Annotated in this window: 20 protein-coding genes; 11 read left to right on the top strand and 9 right to left on the bottom strand. The window is 43.4% G+C overall.

Annotated features, from left to right (window positions below; all coding sequences use genetic code 11):
• Window positions 1-37: 37 nt before the first annotated feature.
• The 3 genes from AC3RCI_RS15590 to AC3RCI_RS15580 all read right to left on the bottom strand — a co-directional run bounded on the left by AC3RCI_RS15590 (window position 38) and on the right by AC3RCI_RS15580 (window position 3,585).
• The gene (locus tag AC3RCI_RS15590) at window positions 38-1,174 is read right to left on the bottom strand and encodes an alpha/beta hydrolase (protein WP_154894149.1); all 1,137 of its coding nucleotides are present in this window, start codon (window positions 1,172-1,174) and stop codon (window positions 38-40) included.
• Window positions 1,175-1,208: 34 nt separating this feature from the next.
• A complete protein-coding gene (locus tag AC3RCI_RS15585) occupies window positions 1,209-1,868 on the bottom strand; it encodes a TetR/AcrR family transcriptional regulator (protein WP_492473429.1) in 660 nt (219 codons plus the stop codon).
• A gap of 178 nt (window positions 1,869-2,046) precedes the next feature.
• The gene (locus AC3RCI_RS15580) at window positions 2,047-3,585 is read right to left on the bottom strand and encodes a glycine betaine uptake BCCT transporter (protein ID WP_492473430.1); all 1,539 of its coding nucleotides are present in this window, start codon (window positions 3,583-3,585) and stop codon (window positions 2,047-2,049) included.
• Window positions 3,586-3,916: 331 nt separating this feature from the next.
• Here AC3RCI_RS15580 and AC3RCI_RS15575 point away from each other — a divergent pair, with 331 nt between their 5' ends.
• Both AC3RCI_RS15575 and AC3RCI_RS15570 read left to right on the top strand, forming a co-directional pair.
• Window positions 3,917-4,672 (top strand): pentapeptide repeat-containing protein, encoded by a 756-nt coding sequence (locus AC3RCI_RS15575; protein ID WP_492525326.1) that lies wholly within the window; start codon window positions 3,917-3,919, stop codon window positions 4,670-4,672.
• A 178-nt stretch (window positions 4,673-4,850) separates the two neighbouring features.
• Entirely contained in the window at window positions 4,851-6,248 is a 1,398-nt protein-coding gene (locus tag AC3RCI_RS15570) for a catalase (protein WP_492525324.1), read from the top strand.
• Between the two features lie 144 nt (window positions 6,249-6,392).
• On the opposite strand, the gene AC3RCI_RS15565 is transcribed toward AC3RCI_RS15570, so the two are convergent.
• Window positions 6,393-6,650, bottom strand: a complete 258-nt coding sequence (locus AC3RCI_RS15565; RefSeq protein WP_024630063.1) for a GlsB/YeaQ/YmgE family stress response membrane protein — start codon at window positions 6,648-6,650, stop codon at window positions 6,393-6,395.
• A gap of 155 nt (window positions 6,651-6,805) precedes the next feature.
• Between AC3RCI_RS15565 and AC3RCI_RS15560 the strand changes: the two genes are divergently transcribed.
• The 6 genes from AC3RCI_RS15560 to AC3RCI_RS15535 all read left to right on the top strand — a co-directional run bounded on the left by AC3RCI_RS15560 (window position 6,806) and on the right by AC3RCI_RS15535 (window position 14,048).
• Window positions 6,806-7,513 (top strand): response regulator transcription factor, encoded by a 708-nt coding sequence (locus tag AC3RCI_RS15560; RefSeq protein WP_492525322.1) that lies wholly within the window; start codon window positions 6,806-6,808, stop codon window positions 7,511-7,513.
• 71 nt (window positions 7,514-7,584) lie between these two features.
• Window positions 7,585-8,937, top strand: coding sequence for a sensor histidine kinase (locus AC3RCI_RS15555; RefSeq protein WP_492525320.1), 1,353 nt, complete (start codon window positions 7,585-7,587; stop codon window positions 8,935-8,937).
• Window positions 8,938-9,065: 128 nt separating this feature from the next.
• Window positions 9,066-9,767, top strand: coding sequence for a hypothetical protein (locus AC3RCI_RS15550; RefSeq protein ID WP_492525318.1), 702 nt, complete (start codon window positions 9,066-9,068; stop codon window positions 9,765-9,767).
• Between the two features lie 392 nt (window positions 9,768-10,159).
• Entirely contained in the window at window positions 10,160-10,576 is a 417-nt protein-coding gene (locus tag AC3RCI_RS15545; protein ID WP_336781631.1) for a YjdF family protein, read from the top strand.
• A 350-nt stretch (window positions 10,577-10,926) separates the two neighbouring features.
• Complete coding sequence (locus AC3RCI_RS15540) at window positions 10,927-11,862, top strand: NADP-dependent oxidoreductase (protein ID WP_492525316.1); 936 nt, start codon at window positions 10,927-10,929, stop codon at window positions 11,860-11,862.
• Between the two features lie 446 nt (window positions 11,863-12,308).
• Complete coding sequence (locus tag AC3RCI_RS15535; protein WP_492525314.1) at window positions 12,309-14,048, top strand: ABC-F family ATP-binding cassette domain-containing protein; 1,740 nt, start codon at window positions 12,309-12,311, stop codon at window positions 14,046-14,048.
• A gap of 195 nt (window positions 14,049-14,243) precedes the next feature.
• On the opposite strand, the gene AC3RCI_RS15530 is transcribed toward AC3RCI_RS15535, so the two are convergent.
• From AC3RCI_RS15530 to AC3RCI_RS15510, 5 genes are read right to left on the bottom strand one after another with little or no spacing between them, the layout of a single operon-like run.
• Window positions 14,244-14,540: a spore coat protein gene (locus tag AC3RCI_RS15530; protein ID WP_127537081.1), complete on the bottom strand. Its 297-nt coding sequence runs from the start codon at window positions 14,538-14,540 to the stop codon at window positions 14,244-14,246.
• An 11-nt stretch (window positions 14,541-14,551) separates the two neighbouring features.
• Window positions 14,552-14,752, bottom strand: a complete 201-nt coding sequence (locus AC3RCI_RS15525) for a hypothetical protein (protein ID WP_492525312.1) — start codon at window positions 14,750-14,752, stop codon at window positions 14,552-14,554.
• A 31-nt stretch (window positions 14,753-14,783) separates the two neighbouring features.
• Entirely contained in the window at window positions 14,784-15,920 is a 1,137-nt protein-coding gene (locus AC3RCI_RS15520) for a zinc-dependent alcohol dehydrogenase (protein WP_127537083.1), read from the bottom strand.
• Window positions 15,917-16,303, bottom strand: a complete 387-nt coding sequence (locus tag AC3RCI_RS15515) for a spore coat protein (protein WP_354484140.1) — start codon at window positions 16,301-16,303, stop codon at window positions 15,917-15,919. The genes AC3RCI_RS15520 and AC3RCI_RS15515 overlap by 4 nt, the downstream gene beginning before the upstream one ends.
• 11 nt (window positions 16,304-16,314) lie before the next feature.
• Window positions 16,315-16,557, bottom strand: a complete 243-nt coding sequence (locus tag AC3RCI_RS15510; RefSeq protein ID WP_095357839.1) for a spore gernimation protein GerQ — start codon at window positions 16,555-16,557, stop codon at window positions 16,315-16,317.
• Between the two features lie 185 nt (window positions 16,558-16,742).
• Between AC3RCI_RS15510 and AC3RCI_RS15505 the strand changes: the two genes are divergently transcribed.
• The 3 genes from AC3RCI_RS15505 to AC3RCI_RS15495 all read left to right on the top strand — a co-directional run bounded on the left by AC3RCI_RS15505 (window position 16,743) and on the right by AC3RCI_RS15495 (window position 19,114).
• Entirely contained in the window at window positions 16,743-17,021 is a 279-nt protein-coding gene (locus AC3RCI_RS15505; RefSeq protein WP_153978672.1) for a hypothetical protein, read from the top strand.
• Between the two features lie 302 nt (window positions 17,022-17,323).
• Window positions 17,324-18,409, top strand: a complete 1,086-nt coding sequence (locus AC3RCI_RS15500) for an L-dopachrome tautomerase-related protein (protein ID WP_354484142.1) — start codon at window positions 17,324-17,326, stop codon at window positions 18,407-18,409.
• Between the two features lie 87 nt (window positions 18,410-18,496).
• Window positions 18,497-19,114, top strand: a complete 618-nt coding sequence (locus tag AC3RCI_RS15495) for a TetR/AcrR family transcriptional regulator (RefSeq protein WP_246058121.1) — start codon at window positions 18,497-18,499, stop codon at window positions 19,112-19,114.
• Window positions 19,115-19,413: the final 299 nt, after the last annotated feature.

Genomic DNA, 19,413 nt, shown 5'->3' with positions numbered 1-19,413 from the left:
TCTTTGATATGCGTTTGTTAGCAGCCTCTCGGGTATGTCACTTGCTGCAGGTCTTCTTGATTAAATCCACGCCAACGTATGCTAGACTTTCCACACTTGCTGCCTTCTGTAGTATGTAGTGATCAAAAAAGTTCTTCGTATAGTCTGTTACAAGACTTCGCATTTCCATAGCATCCCGTTCGCCTCTGAGTTCCTCATTAACATTGGTAAACACGATGTCACAGTAATCTAAATGTGCAGCACCATCAACAGAGAAATAATAGGTTTCCATGCTATTGTTAGCGCCAATTATCGCATTCATATTATAGTTAGGTTCACTAAACAGTAGCAAGAAGGGTTTCTTAAGGTCGCTGTCCTGAAGTCCGAACGCACCGCTATCCAAGCCAATCCCGCAGGCGAACCGTTTGTCGTCCCGGCAAACAATCGCCGCCGTAGGTCCTCCATAAGAATGTCCGACTATGCCCATGCCGATGTTAAGCCATAATCTGCCCTTAAAGATGGAATTCAGTTCTCCAGAGTCCAGTTTGTAAAGATAATCGGCTACATACCTTATATCTTCTGCCTGTAATTCGCTATGCTCTGTTAACTTGGCAAGTATCGGCAGTGTAAGCACGTTTTGGCACATCTCAATGGCAGTTTCTTCGTCAGGCCGCATCTCCATCTTACCAGCCAACTCCACCATTTCCGGATCTTCAGAAAACGCCATAATAACATCCGAAAAATCCTTTGATACATTAAACAGGCGTCCATCTTTACACTTATACATGGTACTATTCTGGTGGCCGACGCTGACCACTACATATCCCATGCTTGCCAAGTCTGTACAGATCACGGTACCCCATTCTGGAGAACCTCCCCCGCCGCAAACATAGAATAATACCGGATAGCGCTTTTCCTTCCCGGAGAGAGCAAGGTCGTCGTAACACTGGGTCTGGATATCGATAGAGTAAGCATCCTTCAACGCAGTGAGAAGTGGCTGCTCATGCAACATCTCGTATACTTCAGGAAACATGTACGTTGATGTCGTCTTCCCTTCGTTACTGTCGGACGGATAGTACACAAACGCCGTCAGTTCTCTTTTTGAGTGGTCTGATGCCGTGTACTCAAAATCCATCTGGGTTCGACCGACCGTATAGCCGCCAATGGGTTCTGGAAATGCGTCATACGTTTTCATTTTCTTATTCCCCCTATATTCGTTGGAATCGTATCTACTCCTTAGCTTTCTTGAGATCGCTAACCATTTCAGAATATTTATGATCTTCGAGCAGCCCATGACCCATAAAGTCAGTAAAGTACTTGCTAATCTTCAGTTGCAGCTTAGAGTCCTTGATATCGAATTCTCGAAAAAACATGACAAGATTAAACTGCATGGACTCAAACATAAAAGAAATCAGGTCGTCATCAATATCAGGTCGGAGAGATCCATCAACCCTCATTCGACGTAAAATGTTCTTGATGATGGGGAATGACTCCCCCTTTAGCACATCCAGATAGATTTTAAGCAAAATGTCCTCAGGAATGTATAGTACTGTTTCAGTAAGTTTGATTTCCAACTCATTCAATGGCTCGATCATCTTGCCATTAACATGACCAAATAAGCCAGTAAGGAAAAACCGGTAAAGGGAATCTTCATTCGTGTTATTAAAATACGAAGCTCTTTTCTGGGTCACATTACGCATTAAGTGACAATAAAGGTCATCTTTGTCTTCAAAATACCGATAAAATGTTCCAGGGTGCATGGACAAACAATCCAAAACCATCTTCATCGATATATCCTCATAAAGATTATTAACAAAAAGATGCATAGCGCTATTAGATATTTCCTCGCGTCTTGCTTCATCTAAACGAAAGAAAGTTTTTTTTGGCATAGAGTACTCCTCAATATAAAGTGTGAACTCATTCACACCATATCGATAATCGATTCACATGTCAAGTAGTACTGAAAACTTAGATATCAATAATGTAGGACAGACAAATCAAAAGGCACCCGCCTATAGGCAGGTGCCATCTCTATAGAGATCAAGTATACATTATCTATGGGGAACATCATTTTGCAAGTTCCTGTTCCTCCAGTAATCGTTTCAATTTTTGGCGCTGCCGTTTTTCCTTTTGACGGCGCTCTCTGTCCTCAGCCTGCAGCGCTTTAAGTAGGGAGACACACATGCCGATAAGGACAACAGCGAACGGCAGTGCGGCCACAATGGAGGCCGTCTGGAGGCCGTTCAATCCCCCGCTGATTAGAAGAACTACCGCGATGGAGGATTGCAAGATTCCCCAGGTTAATTTTACTCTTGTACTCGGGTCCAACCTGCCATCTGAAGTCAGCATGCCCAGCACAAAGGTAGCTGAATCCGCCGACGTAATAAAGAAGATCATGATCAGAAGGGTAGCAACGAATGCAGTAATCGTGCCTAGAGGCAGCTGTTCCAGCATAAGGAATAAAGCAGTTGTCGTGTCTTCTTTGACGGCTTCTGCCAGATGAGCGGCATTGAACAATTCCAACTGAAGTCCTGTTCCCCCAAAGACGGAGAACCAGATAAATCCGAAAAGGCTTGGGATAACCATGACGTAAATTACAAATTCCTTAATGGTTCTTCCTTTGGATACCCTTGCGATAAACGTTCCAACAAAAGGAGCCCACGAGATCCACCAGGCCCAGTAAAATAACGTCCAGGTTCCAATCCAGGTTTCTCTTGAGAACGGCGTCAGTCTCAAACTCATGTTAATAATATTCTGCAGGTAACTTCCCAAGGTGGTCGTGAATGTGTCAAATATAAAAGAAGTCGGCCCAGTCACCAAAACAAACAACATTAATAGCACAGCTATAACGAGGTTGGTGTTGCTCAAAATCTTAATACCTCTATCCAGACCGGAGGTTGCCGAGATTAAAAACAATACCGTTACAATGGCGATGATGACAACCTGGGACAGCGTTGAGTTGGGAATGCCGAATAAGTAATTCAACCCCCCACCGATCTGAAGGGCGCCCAATCCAAGCGAGGTCGCAACTCCGAAGATGGTGGAAATGACGGCCAGAATATCAATGACCTTGCCAAGCCATCCTGCAGCAAGACGTTCACCGATCAAAGGAATAAAGGTGGAACTGATTAGCCCCTTGTAGCCTTTTCGAAACTGGAAATAAGCGAGCGCTAAGCCGATGACGGTATAGATTGCCCAAGGATGCAGCCCCCAGTGGAAAAAGGAATAACGCATTGAAAGTCTTGCGGCTTGCGTTGTTTCGGGTACCGCTCCTTCCGGTGCAGATAAATAGTGGGACAGCGGTTCAGCCACTCCCCAGAAAACCAGCCCAATACCCATGCCAGCGCTAAACAGCATGGACAGCCAGGAAACCGTAGAATATTCCGGTTCATCATCGTCATCCCCCAGCCTGATACTGCCAAATCGGCTGAATGCCAGATAAAAAGCGAAGATCAGGAAGAACAGCGTCGCCAGCAAATAAAACCAGCCAAAATTCTGAATAGAGAAGTTGTAGGCTACGTTAGCCGCATCAGCCAGCTGATCAGGAGCGACAGCTCCCCATATTGCAAATAGTGCAACGATGATAATTGTGATTGTAAATACCATGAAGAGACCTCCGATATGTAAGCTTCATCCAACATTTCCTTAGTATGTACTAGTCCAGCATGTAATATTTCGGAATGCCAGCTGTTGATAAAATAAAACAAATAGCCTTGTATTGAAACACCCGTCGGTTTGTTTTGATCTCTCCAGATAAATAAATTATTTAAAATTGCTTGATAAACTGAGATGGTGGATTGAGAATTTCGGGTTTTAGTTATATAGAAATAACTTGAAAAATTTAAGAGGGAATCATCACTTTTAGAAGCAGCATTTGAAAGTATAGTGTATTTTAATGATAAGAGATTCTGAAGGAAAAAATGAAAGGATGAGAAGGATGAAAAGACTCGAGTCTGGTATGTCCATAGATAACGAATTATTTTCTGATATTGTCAGGTATGAGCACGTAACGATAAGCGGAACGACCATAAAAAACTCGAATGTTGGTTCACCAATATTCTGGAGCTGTAATCTGAATCAACTTGTGTTTGATACCTGCGATCTTACCAATGCGAGATTTTTTGCCGGTAGTACGATTGATCATTGTACATTTATTCGTTCCGACTTGCGCTCAGTTGGCATTGCCAAGGGCGAAGCTGTTTTTACCAATTGCGAATTTTCCTCCTGCGATATGAGAGGCATGACATTGGAGAATGCAACCTTCATCGATTGTACTTTTGTTAAATGCAGATTTAATGACCGGATTTTACAAGCAGCGAATATCGTAAATTGTTCCTTTACCGGGAAGCTCGTGGATATTACATTTGAGGGACATGGCAAACAAAAGCTAATCGCCAATTTTGAAAACTGCATCTTTGAAGGTGTTCGTTTTGTGAACTGTGATCTGACGCAATGTATTCCGCCAAAATCCAAAAATCATCTGTATGTTGAACAGGTATCCTCACGTGTGAAAAATGCGATACCGAAGATTGAAAATGACCCTCATCTATCTGACGATGAACGGAAAATATTGGTACGCAGTCTGCGCAAGCTTGAGCATATGGATCAATATATTTTTAACACAGTACATATGAAGAAAATATATGGTGATGTTTTTGTTGAACGATTTTTCAGTAGTCTGAACGTTCAGTGAGAATCATCCTGTCACCAGTCTGTTATAAAAAAGACGCATCGTCGTTTCAAACCAAGGTTTGTCCTAGTAGTTTTTCGTTGTAAGTTCTAGACACGGCCACTCAATATGACATGCTGTCATATTGAGTACCTAGCCATGCATATATATCCCCGAGAATGTAGGTATAGGGGGCGGAACAATGGACGGTAACAATGCTAATAATCAGGGAAACAGTCGAAGCTGGAAGGGAGGCAATGTACAATCCGAGTGGCATGCCAAGCAGTCGCCAGAACACCATTCACAGACAGTAGGGGAACGGGGGCCGATTCTGGAGCAGGACAGCATGCTGCATGAAACACTCGAAAACTTTGTCCACGAAAAGATCTTAGAGCGTCCGGTCCACGTAAAGGGATTCGGAGCATTGGGTTATTTTGAAACCCTACACTCGATGGCCGCTTATACGAACCTGTGTTTCTTGCAAAAGCCAGGACAACAGGTTGCTGTTACCGTTCGTTTCTCACTTGCGGTTAGCAACAAAGGAACACCCGATACATCCCGCAACGTGCGTGGATTTTCGACGAAATTTTATACCGAGCAAGGCGTTTTCGACCTGCTTTGTAATCATATCCCCGTGTTTCTCGTACGAGATCCGATCCGGTTTCCTGAGTCAATTCATGCTTTCCTGCCATCACCCGTTAACAATCTCATTGATCCGAATCGATTCTGGGGGTTCATTGCTAGAGCACCAGAGGCAACTCATTTCGTTGTACGACTGTACTCGGACGAAGGGACGATCAAGAGCCTCCGCCATACGCCAGGACACAGTGTTAACACCTATGTATGGAAAAATGCACAAAACGAACGCTTCTACGTCAAATATCGCTGGATTCCTTTAGCTGGAGAGCAATATATCGATGCGGAAGAAGCGGCTCGTTTGGCCAGCGAGAACCCCGATTATTCGGGTAAAGATTTATATGACACGATTGCACAAGGTACACCTGTCCAGTATGGGCTGTATGTGCAGTTGATGAACCCACAGGATGAGGCAATGCTGCCGTTCGATCCGTTGGATGACACGAAAGTGTGGGATGTGCGTCAATTCCCGCTTCTGCCCGTTGGTCGACTCGTCTTGGATAAAAACCCTACGAATTATCAGGAGCAGATCGAGAAGCTGGCATTCTCCCCGTCCAACCTTCTGGATGGTGCTGAGCTGTCCGATGATAAAATGCTGCAAGGCCGCAGTAATATTTATTGGGATTCACAGCGCCATCGCCTTGGATCGGACTTTCGCAAAATTCCGATTAACCATCAAGCCAACTGGTCACCGACGGATCAGGTAACGAGCGGAGAAAGGCGTTATGTAGCTGGTCGGCTCGTTCGATCCGATATTCCGAAGGCTGATAATTTCACCCAAGCGGGACAATTCTACCAGTCGCTAACAGGAGTTCAACAGGATCATCTTGTTCAGAACCTCGCTAATGACTTATCGGCAGTTTCTCAAGAGATACAGACGATTGTGTTAGGCTATTTTTTCGAGGCTGATGCAACATTAGCCGAAAGGGTAGCACGCCAGATCGCTGCGCTGAAGAAGGGATAATTCAGAACAAAAAAGGACCGTAAGTGTTCATCTTTCATCGATGAATGCTTTCGGTCCTTTTGTTTTTATCCTTTACCTACTATGCCGTGACATCATCTTAACAAAATTCTAATAAACGACGGTATCGGTTTCCGCTTCACTTCGTTAACGTCTTCGGAAGGCTCCGCCGCGTGCCAGAGCGAAGAAAATGAGCAGGGCAATAATCGAGCCAACGATGGCTGGAATAATATGAAATCCGCCAATCACCGGACCCCTTGGTCCCAGCAATTCTGTTCCTAACCAGGAACCGATAAAACCCGCAATGATATTCCCAAGTACACCGCCTGGTACGTCACGCCCAATCAAGTTGCCGCTTAACCAGCCAATAAGTCCACCAACAATGAGTACCCAGAGCAGATCCATTGAGTTGTTCTCCTTTCTTCGGGTTTATTACAAGTTATGTTGGGCTCAGTGGAATATACCTCATCTTCCAGTTGGTGGAGGATTCTAAAGTGTCTGTGCTAAGATTGGGTTAAATATAATTGAAGCTGAAGAATAAGGATACATAGGGGTGTACAATGAAGAAAATCCTAGTCATTGATGATGAAATTGCAATTCGAGATTTAATTGAGCTGGTGCTAAGGCGAGAAAACTACGATGTGCAGACGGCAGAGGATGGCAAAACTGGAATGCATTTGCTTGAATCTTTTCAACCCGATTTAGTGGTGCTTGACTTGATGCTGCCTGACTGCTCCGGATATGACCTGTGCAAGGAAATCACCGGGAAACGTGCCGTTCCTGTGATCATGCTCTCTGCCAAAAATAAGGTTATCGACAAGGTACTCGGACTTGAACTGGGGGCGGAAGATTACATGACCAAACCCTTTGACAATCGTGAATTGCTCGCTCGGATCAAGGTGATTTTGAGAAGAAACGAGAGCAAGGAGGAAGCCAGTGAAGGAACAGAGGTGAAATCAACGCGCATCGTTCATGAAGAGCTCACATTTGATCTGGAAAGCCGAAGGGTGCTGAAAAACGGTGTACCCGTGTCTTTAACGGCCAAAGAGTTTAAAATTCTGGAAACGTTACTCAAAAGGCCGGACAAAATCTTTACCCGGGATGAGCTGCTGCAGATCGGATGGGGGTATGACTTCATGGGAGACAGTCGAAGTGTGGATATGACCATCATGCGATTGCGGAAGAAGCTGGAGGATAACGCGGACGAACCGAAATATGTCAGGACGATCTATGGATTCGGCTATCAACTTGGAGGTGGCGAGGCCTGAAGTATGCAACCCGGTTACTGCTGAATTATTTATTTTTCTCGGTGCTGTCCTTTGGCATCATCATTGTTGCGGTGAATAAAGCCATCGACTACTACAGCTTCATTACCATTGAAAAGCAAATGATGGAGAAGGCCGATCTGTCCGAGTTGTCCTTCCGTGAGGTGTTGGCACAGCATAGGTCATCGTCAGGAGAGCCACAGACTCAGGAAATCGTCAGACTTGCTCTGGAGAAGCTGAAAGCTTCAGGCAAGGAAGTGCGTATCTACGACAGCTCCAAGCAGCTGCTGGGCCTCGCTGTGGATGGCATCATCATTAATGATGGCAAACCGCTTATTTTTGACAAAAATATTGAAAAAGCCCTGAGCGGCAGTTATGCCTACACCGTAACGGAAGATCATCTGCTTTATTTTGCAACTCCCATTCAGAATCAATTTTACGAAAATGCTTATGTGTATGAGTTCGTGGACGACATTTCGTACTTTTATGCGATGATGGATCAAATTCGTTATATCCTCTTTGTGGGTGCAGGCGGATTCATTGTGCTGATTACGTTAGCCAGTCTGTGGATTGCCCGCAACACAACCAAGCCGATTAAGCTGCTGCTTGGAGCAGTGCAAAGCTTCTCTAGACAAGAGTTTCGAAGAGTTCATCTTAACCGGAAGGATGAGCTGGGCATGCTGGCAGATGGGCTGGATTCCATGGGGCGTCAGCTGCATGATTACATTCAGTACCAGAAACAATTTGTCTCCAACGTATCTCACGAGTTAAAAACACCCTTGGCAGCGATTCGTGGTTTCTCTCAATACTTGGTTGAAGGGGAGAATGAGAACAAGGAACTGCAAAAAATCTATGGTCATCTGCTGCAGGAGTCGGATCGGTTGACACGCTTGATTAATGAATTGTTGCTGCTCTCCCGATTCGACAAGGCTGGTTCTAACGAACTGGAAGCCCGGAAAACGGAAATGAACGAACTGATTCAGCAAGTCGCAATGAATATGGAAGCGAAGGCCAAGGATAAAGCGATTGAGATCATGGTTAGTAAAGGAGAGGAAGAACCGGATGATGAGGGTACAACAAGAGTTTACGCCAACATAAATCCAATGTTAATGTCCCATGCAATCGCCAATCTTGTGGACAATGCCATCAAATATTCAGGCTATAATTCACAGATTAAGTTAGAGATGGAACATACGCCAAGCGAGGTAGTTATACGGATACGTGATCAAGGTATCGGGATCGCGAGCGATGAACTGGAGAGAGTGCAGGAACGCTTTTACCGGGCGAAAAATGCAAGCACAGCGAACGGTTCAGGTCTTGGACTTTCGATTTGCAAGGAGATTGTAGAGCGGTTTAATGGATATATCGACATGGAAAGTCAGATTGGGGAAGGAACGACCGTTACGATTGTTTTGCCTCGTGTGTAGAACTGCATCTAAACCCAAGCCTAAATAGGTAACGTTACAAGATTGGTACATTTCTGTTATGAGACTAACAAATGCTTTTTTTATAATCACTTCATAAGAAGAAATCACAGATTTATGGAGGGATCAAGATGAAGTTAACAAAGAAAGCTGCAAGTTTTATCGTACTAGGTGCTTTACTAACGGTGGCCTTAACAGGCTGTCAGTCCAGTGATGCTACATCTCCAGCAACCGGACAGAACACTGCGAATGAACAAAGCAAAGGCGAAGGAGCAGCGAATTCCACAGCGCCTGCTTCAGAAAATTCGGAAGAAAAGGGTACTGAAGCTATTAAGGAAGGTTCGATGGAGAAGGAAGGCAATGTGGTGTTGAAGGAGCTTGCTTTTGTCTATAATGAGCACACCATTGCGATTTCTGATACAGCGAATGAAGATCAGATGGAACAGATGCTGGGCAAACCGGATAACCTGAAATCCCATACGTACAGTGCAGGCGATGGAACAAACATGGATACATTAATCGGTTTTACAGAAAAAGTGTACACGTATCCTGGTCTTGAGATTAAAACCATCAGCATACCGGAGGGCAAACAAGACTCCATCTTTCATATCGAAATTACAGATCCTAAGTACGCAACAGTACGAAACATTAAAGCAGGAGACAGCCTGGATACACTCAAAAACGCCTACCCTGAGGGGAAACTGCTTGGTGATGGAGCCCCTGATGAGGAGGATGACTTCCGTTACGAGCCGTCCAATTATGTGGACGTGATGTCGTTTCATATCAAGGATGCCAAGGTGGAGAGCATTCAGATCTACAGCCTGCTGGACTAATATTTAGTGATCGACGTTGGTAAGCCATTCATACGATTCACCTTTAATACCTGCCCGGGAGAGGGCAGGTATTTTTTCGTTTGTGGGCTCGTTTATATAATGGTAGAAAGTTCAAGAATCAATACCGATTACCAGAATGGACAAGGGCGTATACGATTGACGTTTCAGGCGAATAACTAATCGTAATTATCGCGTCATTTCATTAAACTTATTAAACTAAGGAGCAGATAGTAGGGCAGTTTAACAATTGTAAAAAGTGTGGTATAACCTTATAGGAGTGTAAAAACACAGATCGGTTGGTAGTCCGGTCGCACAGGGCTATTCCTTGTGTCAGTGACCTTCCCCCCTCGGGATGTCCATCACTCCAGTATAAACAGAGGGGGAGTAAAGTTGTGAAGCTTACCGTATTGTTTGATGAAAGTTGTAAGTACTGGATCGGTGTGATAGAGCAGGAAGAGCAGGGACGTCTAAGAGCTTGTCGTTATATCTTTGGTAACGAACCGAAGGATTCAGAGGTTTTAGAGTTCGTAAGTGAGAAAATGATGAAATTGATGAGCCTTATTACGGTAGAGACGAATGCTAACCGAAGCAAAAGCACTCGAGTAAATCCGAAAAGACTAGCTCGCCAGGCGTCTAAGGAGATTGCCCAGAGAGGTTTGACTAGTCATGCTCAGGAGGCAATAAAGCTGGATCTTGAGTCTAGGAAACTCCAACGAAAAGTGCATAATCGTCAACAACTTCTTGAAGAGAATGAGAGAAAATACCAACTAAGAGTTCAAAAGGCTAAGAAGAAGCACCGAGGCAAATAGTTAATAAAGTCAAAGAGGAAGCATGTCTTTTAGATGTGCTTCTTTTTTATTCCTTATAGATATGCAAAAATTGTAGCCTTTTTAGCTCAGGCAGCGCTCACTGACCGCATCAAAGGCCGGGCGAATTGGAAATTCGCATCGCTGCAGGGGAGGAAGGGCGTTCTTTAAAGTATTGATGGCCGATCTTTAGTTAAACATTCAATTGGTTTATTTGCATAATATTGTATTAGTTGTTGAAAAATAAGTAAGACTAAAAATAAATATTTATGAACACGCAATGACTAGATATAAATAAATAATCGGGAATAGCATGCAAAAGGGCTATTAGCTTAAAGGAGCGTTATAAAAAATTGAAAGCAGTAGTGATTAATCAATATGGAAGTAAAGATGCGTTAGTTGAGCAGGAAGTGGATAAACCAAGGGCTGAAGCTAATCAAGTGGTTGTAAAACTAGAGGCTACATCGATTAATCCAATTGATTGGAAACTAAGAGAAGGTTACTTAAAACAAATGTTTGATTGGGAATTCCCTATTATCTTAGGTTGGGATGCAGCTGGAGTTATTTCTGAAATAGGTTCAAACGTTTCGAAGTGGAACGTGGGGGATCGTGTATTCAGTCGTCCTGAAACCACTCGTTTCGGGACATATGCTGAATATACAGCCGTTGATGAGCACCTACTGGCAAAAATACCAGATTCCATCTCATATGAGGAGGCAGCTGCTGTACCTTTAGCAGGTTTGACGGCTTGGCAGGCTTTGTTTACACATGGCCATCTAAAAGAAGGTGAAACTGTACTTATCCATGCTGGTGCAGGTGGTGTAGGGATGTACGCCATTCAATTAGCAAAGTATGCGGGCGCTCACGTTGTTACAACAGCAAGTGAAAAAAACCATGAACTTCTCTATTCATTGGGTGCGGATCAAGTCCTTGATTACAAAAAGGAAAAATTTGAGGAGATTCTAAAAGAGATCGATTTAGTATTTGACACGATGGGTGGAGTAGTAGCTGAGAACAGCTATAAAGTGCTTAAACCCAATACCGGAAGACTGATTACCATTGTTGGTCAACCCGACCATGAAATGGCGAAGTCTCACCACGTATCAGCAAAGGGAATTTGGCTGCAGCCAGATGGTGATCAATTACAGAAATTAGCTGACCTCATGGAAGACCAAAAGATGAAGTCCATTGTAGGGGCAACATTCCCGTTTAGCAGACAGGGGATTTATGATGCACATGCTTTGAGTGAAACACACCACGCTGTAGGTAAAATTGTCATTACATTTTAGAAACGTGACTGGCAAAAGCAGATAAAATTAAAATAGGCGCTGTCGAGAGGCAAGGCCAAAGCTTTTTATGAATTCCATATAGAAATGATGTATTAAGGATATAGTGTGTCTCGTATTCTACCTCCCATTTTTTATAAGTTAATGGGTAAATTTTTGAAGACTTCCTCTTAGAGAGCGGAGTCTTTTTTTTAATCCTAGGCTTAGGTGTATTGCTTTACACTATGCAAAAATACCATTAAATAGGCATTGAAACTTTGGAAGTTTTCCTTTCCACACGATGGCAAAAGGGAATGGTGAATAAATGATACATCAGTTATATTACTTGGGAAGGTAAGATTAAAGTTAAATAGATTGAACTAGTTGGTAAACAGTGTTACTCTGAAAGTCTGTGTTCAATAATTTATTTAATAATAGTCACCATTTAGGTTATAAAGAAAGGTAACACGATGATAAAAGTTGATAACTTATCCTTCTCATTTCCGCAAAAAGAACTATATAACAACATTTCATTTACGTTAGAAGAGGCACAACATTGCGCTTTTATAGGAACAAGTGGCAGTGGGAAAAGTACACTGGTCGATATACTGATAGATCCTGAAAGATATTTGTTCGAGGGCAAGTTTGAGATAGACCCGGAATGCAGAATAGGGTATGTCAGTCAGTTCTCGCAAGTCGACAAAACGAAAGAAACAACCGTATTTGAATATATCGGAGAAGAATTTATTAAGATACAAGATGAAATCACAGCACTGTATGCGGAGATGTCCACCACGTCTGACATGGATTCGCTGATGGAGAAGGTTCAATTGGCTTTGGATGCATTCGAATCGATGGATGGGGATAATTTCGAAAACACTATTAATAAGCAGCTAAACCTGGCCAACCTCATGAAACTCAAAGATCTCAATATATCCGACGTGAGTGGTGGGGAATTCAAACTTATTCAAGTAATGAAGGAAATGCTCAATCGTCCAGACTTATTGATTATGGATGAACCCGATGTATTTTTGGATTTTGAAAACCTAAATTCGCTTAAAAAATTAATTAATTCCCACAAGGGAATGCTGCTCGTTGTTACGCACAACCGTTATCTATTGAATCATTGTTTCAACAAAATTATTCACCTTGAAAATACGGAAATCCAAGAGTTTGACGGGCGATATATCGAGTACAACTTCTCGCTGCTTCAGACTAAGATCGAGCTGCAAGAAATCGCGGTTGCTGAAGCTGAAGAAATAGAGAGATACGATCATATCATCGACAATCTTAGAGAGATCGCCACGTATAATTCGGAAGCTTCAAGAGGCAGAGCGTTAAAAGCCAGAGTCAAGTTTCAAGAGAGATTGGAAGCACGTCGGATAAAAGAGCCGTTTGTCGATATCAAGCAGCCGAATATCCGTTTTGGTATCAATAAGGAAATCGAAGACACCGTTGTTCTTAAAGTCAATAATTATAGCGTTTCCTTTGACGAGTTGCTTTTGGAAAATGTGAACTTCGAGATCAAATCAACAGATAAAGTAGCCCTGATCGGTCCAAATGGTACCGGGAAAACCACTTTACTCCGTGAAATCTATAAAAACAATCAGGCTTCCATTGAAATAAATGATGATGTTAATGTGGCTTATTTATCTCAGCTTCAAGGTGAAATGCTAAAAGATTCGAATACCATACTACATGATTTCATAGATGCTGGGTTTAAAACGTATGATGAGATTAGATCGCATCTTACCGATTATGGATTTGAAGGAGAAATCCTTGATCAGAAGATTGAATCATTATCTGGTGGAGAAAAAAACATGCTTCAACTGGCTAAAGTTTCTGGTAGTCAAGCAGGCGTGTTGCTTCTTGATGAACCGACAAGCCATCTAGACACTTACTCACAAATTGCACTGGAGAAAGCTATTGAAGACTATAAAGGTGCAATTCTCATGATTTCTCATGATTTTTATTCTGTTGTAAATGGTATGGATTATGTTTTAATCATTGACGATAAAACGATTAGCAAAATGAATATGCAAGAATTTAGACAGATGATTTATGCTAGTCATTTTAATAAAGATTATTTAGAAACTGAACAACAGAAAAAATCAGTTGAAATGAAAATAGAATTGGCTTTAAAAAATACTAATTTTGAACTTGCAAAAGTATTGGTTGATGAGTTAGAAGAGTTAATTAAGTTGCTCTAAAATGGAATTGTGCCCGCTAGTATCGCGAGGAATATCAAAGGAAAACTGGCGAAGGAAAAGGAACGAAACTCTTATTTAAGTTTTGTATAGTGACGCAGCAGAAACAAGGGCGGAGTGCATCCGCCCTTGTTTCATTACTTGATTATGGACGCAGGTATATTATGCACTCTGAAGTCTCCGGTAGTGGTTAAGGTGTCAGGACGGAATGTTCATAGCCGTTTGAATGTTTTTCAGATCAAGCTGAATTTGTTCTGAAATATGGTAAGGGTGGTATAAACCTTGCTGTACCATGTAATTTGATATCTTTTCATGAGAGACTATAGCTTCATCGAGCTGTTTCATCAAAATTTGCTTGATTTCGGGGGTGGCACATTCAGTTACAGCCATGGCGTAATTTCTGACTCCGCTCTTGGCGTTTATCAACAAATCCATTGCGATCACGTCATCAGTAAGCGTATGAAGGCCTGACATGTGTTCTAATATTGGGTTCATTATTTTATCTCCTATACAGTCGCTTTAGACAGCACTTCACCGAGCTCCTGAAGCTGCTGCTGTGATAATGTCACATCTTGTTGCAAAATTTGCATGAGTTCCGGATCGGTTACCAGAGCTTGCATGGTCTGGGATTTAGTCAAGCAAACTGTCTTGAATGTAGCTATTTCATGTACCTCAAGCACCTCATGCAATGCGTATTTGGAATTCATTCGGATTGTCCTCCCAAGTATCTATCCATATTTAAGGCTTTAAGATGACTTTAATACAATTGTCCGTTTTTGTATCGAACACTTCATAGCCCCGCTTGGCATCGCTGAGCGGAATGACGTGAGTAACAATGTCGCCGGGGTCCACTTTGCCAGACGTAACCAACTCGTACATATACGGCATATAGTGAATAACTGGAGCTTGTCCGGAACGGATATTCACATTTCTCTGCATGATGTCACCGAGCGGGAAGCCGTTATATCGACCACCGTATACCCCAGTGACTTGGATGGTGCCGCCTTTGCGGACGGCCTGAGAAGCAATGATAAATGCGCTCATTGTGCCGCCTTGCAGTTTCAAACCGCTGGCTAAATATTCAAGATCACTCATCTTGCCATCCATGCCTACTGCATCAATGACAACATCGGCGCCACCTTTGGTCATTTCCTTGAGTGTATTGCCAATGTTCTTATCTTGTTCGAAGTTTACGATTTCGACGTTGTTCGTTCGCTTCGCATGCTGCAAGCGGTAATCTACATAGTCAACGGCTATGACCCGCTTTGCTCCTTTCAGCCAGCAGAATTTCTGGGCCAGGAGTCCAACTGGGCCGCATCCGAGAACGATGACCGTATCTCCATTTTTTACGCCGGCATTATCTACGCTCCAGAATGCCGTGGTCATGGCATCAGCAATCAAGCTTAGCTTTTCGTCCGGTTGTTCGCAGTTCTCAGGAATTTTGAAGTGGGTGAAATTGGCAAACGGAACCCGTAAATACTCAGCTTGCCCGCCAGAATATCCGCCCGTCGTTCCCGAGTAGCCGAAATATGCCCCCATATCTCCGTTCTCGTTGGAATTGTCACATTGGCTTTCCAGCTGATTTTTGCAATAAAAGCATTCTCCACATGCGATGTTAAACGGGATGATTACACGGTCGCCTTTTTTTAGGTTGGTCACGCCAGGGCCTACTTCTTCTACGATCCCCATCGGCTCATGTCCGATGACATAGTTCTCCTGAAGGTTAGGGATCATCCCGTGAATAAGATGAAGGTCAGAACCGCAAATGGCGGTACTGGTGATCTTTACGATCATATCGTCCGGTTTCTCAATCTTCGCATCCGGAACCTCTTTGACCACGACATTTTTAACCCCTTGATACGTTACCGCCTTCATGCATTATGTCCTCCAATATGTTCATCTGGGGTCCGATCAAACATCCCTTTACGCGACGTATCTCCCGGGAACAGATTCATCTGCCCGATCATTACCGTATTATTCGCCGATAGCTGGTCGAGTTGATACTGTTCATTCAGCTCGTAAGGATGGAACCACTTTTTGCGAATCATGAGCTCCGAGATTTCCTGGTGCATTGCAATCCCTTGTTTAAGCTGAGTGTGCAGAAGGGCTCTTACATCTGGTGAAGCCGTTTCCGTTAGGGCGATAGACAGATTACGTACACCTTCCTTGGCACGAATAAGGAAGTCCATGGCAAAAGTCATATCTGCCATTTCCGGCATATTTAATGAGTTAATCGGGTCTAAATAATCGGTATTCATTTGAGCTCCCCTTAATGTGTTATAGGTGTCGGACTACTCGGGACAGGTGCTTGGAAAGGAGCTTTCGCGTAGATTGCTTGCAGCTCGGCGATCTGTTGTATGGACTCAGTGACGTCTTTCTGCATTAAAGCTTTTAGCTCTTGGTCAAAGACCAGGCCTTGCATCAGTTTTGACTTAGCGATGCATAGCGTTTTAAAGTTTAAAGCTTCATGCAGTTCCATCGATTCGTGCGGCGCTAGTGTTGGTTTGTTCATGGAGAAATGATCACCTCCTTTTTCATTAGCGTTAGATTTTCCAACGAATCGGATCTTATACTAAAATGGATTGCGGGATATGGGAGATCCGAATATTCCCATACAGTTGCAGGAATATAAACAAAATCATAATCCGATACTTATTTCTGTTTTAAATGATTTTGAAATAGGGAGGAGGACTCACTGTGCCCAATAAAAACAAAATTGATCTAGCCACCGAAAATGCAAGAAAACCGGCAGAAGGTGCCCTTAACTCGAGTGGAAATACACTGGAGCAGCATGCATCTAATGCGGTTTCTGAGGTGCAGACGGCTTTAAATCAGGCAATAAGCTCGTTAAATGAATCTAATGCAACAAATTCACAAGCTTTGGAAAAAGCCCGGCAGCAATTGACCCGAGCAGATGAATTTTTAGATCAAGCGCAAACTTCCGCAAACGCATTACGTCTCCCGGACCAACAATAAAACGGTGCTGGTACTGATAAGCTTGGCAGCGTTTTTCTTTCTATTCCGTATTTTCTCCGATACTCTCTGCATGGGGATTTACTCTGCGTTGACGATCGGAGGAAGCAATTTTCCTAGAACACATATCGTTACGGTCAACATGCTTCGGCTTACGCCGAAGTTTTTTGTATTTTTAGATGTATCGGACAATTTCAAAATCACGGTTGATAAAGAATGATTAAGGGCCAGGCATTAGAAAAAGTCTTGAACATAATTATAGGTAATATCTATCCAACTATGTTGAGGAGGACATCATACAGCCTATGTTACCTATGGAAGAATATTTTGGTAAGCTAGAACTCGTTCATTCCTTTTACGGGGCTATGCCTACAGGCGTTAGTGTATCCGAAACCGGGCGAATCTTTATTTGCTTTCCGAAATGGGGAGATGACGTTAGATTTACGGTTGCGGAAATTGTTGAGGGACAGCTGCAGCCTTATCCTAATGTAGAAACGAATTTGATCAACCCATTGAATCTCGCGATGTCCTTCATTAGTGTCCAAAGTGTTGTTGCAGATGGAAGGGGAGCCCTGTGGGTACTGGACACGGCTGCACCAAATTTTTCTGAGCCAATTATAGGAGGGGCAAAATTAGTCGCGGTAGATTTAGAAACAAACACAATAAGAAAAGTTTATACATTTGCAGATGATGTGGTCCTGCCGACAACGTATCTGAATGATGTCCGATTTGACTTTCGTGTAGGTAACGCAGGTTACGCCTATATAACGGATTCTTCTTCCAATGGTCCCGGCGCTATTATCGTCGTAAATCTAGAAAACGGCAATGCGTATAGACGGTTGCATGGAGCAAGCTCAACCTCACCCGATCCGTATTTTGTACCGAAAGTGGAAGGTAAAATTTTGATGAATCGAAACGCGGATGGTTCCACATCTCCCTTTCGCTTGGCCTCTGATGGGATAGCCATTTCCCCTGATGGAAAAATGTTATTCTATTGTCCATTAACCAGTCGCCAGCTATACTCGATCTCAACAGAATCGTTAAGAGACAGAACGATACCGGATTTCAAGTTAAGTGATCTTGTGCAGTATTGGGGAGAGAAGGGTGCATCTGATGGGATGATCACGGACGCAAAAGGAAACGTGTATGCTGGAGATTATGAAAACGATAGTATTCGAAAGATATTGCCGAATGGAATCATGGAAACCATCGCCCATGATCCCCGAATTTTATGGCCAGATACGTTTTCTATTGGACCGGATCAATACTTATATGTAATTGTGAACCAATTACATAGACAGGCAAGATTTCATTATGGAAAAGACCTGCGAATAAAACCGTATAGTTTACTACGTTTGAAAATTGATGAATTACCTGCACCTACTTTTTGATAAATAGAACCCATTAAAACGAAATGAGGCAGTGTTTCACCATGTTGTGATCTCGAACGGGATGATCATGGTCATAGGAGTATAGCCTTGTCATGGACATACGTGTATAGCACTGCTATAATAGAGGTTATGAACACATATGACAAAATATTAGCAGCTGCTCTTAAGGTACTCGAAGAAGAGGGCGGAGCCCAATTTTCGACGCGAGCTGTCACTTCGATCGCGCAGGTTACGGCACCTACACTCTACCACCATTTCGGTAATGCAGATGGACTCCTGAGTGCAGCTATAGTGGAAGCGTTCAAACAGTTATTCGAAAGCAAAATTGCCGCAGTGGAGTCCCCAATTCCAGAGATGGCGCTTCGTCAGGGGTGGGATGACTATGTCCGCTTCGCGGCAGCCCGTCCTCGGATATATGCGGCAATGATGGGGCGGCTGCTTGAGGGCGCCCATATCGAAGCGGCAGATCAGTCATACCAAGCACTGGTGCAAAATGTTCAAAGAGTTGCTGCCGCAGGAAAACTGGCTGTTTCAGACGAAGCTGCAGCAGATCTGGTCTGGGCTTCAGCCAATACGGCCTCTTGGCTGTATGTGACGTCCCAAATACGCAAGGCACCCCCACCCCAGCCTCACGTCGTTGATCTCATTCGAGAAAGTGTGATGCAGATCATCTTGATCCCAATGCCGGACTCCGGTTCAAAATGAGGGATCGATGACAGAGCCTGGAGACTCCAGACAAAGCCCCAATGTGGGCTTTGTTTTGTTTCATGGTAAATGATGAAGGACCACAAATAGAGGCACATAAGAGATCGCCTATCCAAGCAGGATGGCGATCTTTTTCAATTCAGAGGGATTCGATGATCTCTTTCCTCACGCCACGGTATCTCGTAAGCATCGAAGTAACTCACGCTGCGCCCGTCATTAATGATGTTCAGGTCGCAGGAGGATCACAATATAAAAAAATATATAGCACCGCTATAGACAGCTCTGTATAGCGGTGCTAT

This window comes from Paenibacillus sp. MT124, assembly GCF_058792755.1.
The sequence above is the reverse complement of the archived record's forward strand: the minus strand, read 5'-3'. Positions and strand labels throughout refer to the sequence as shown.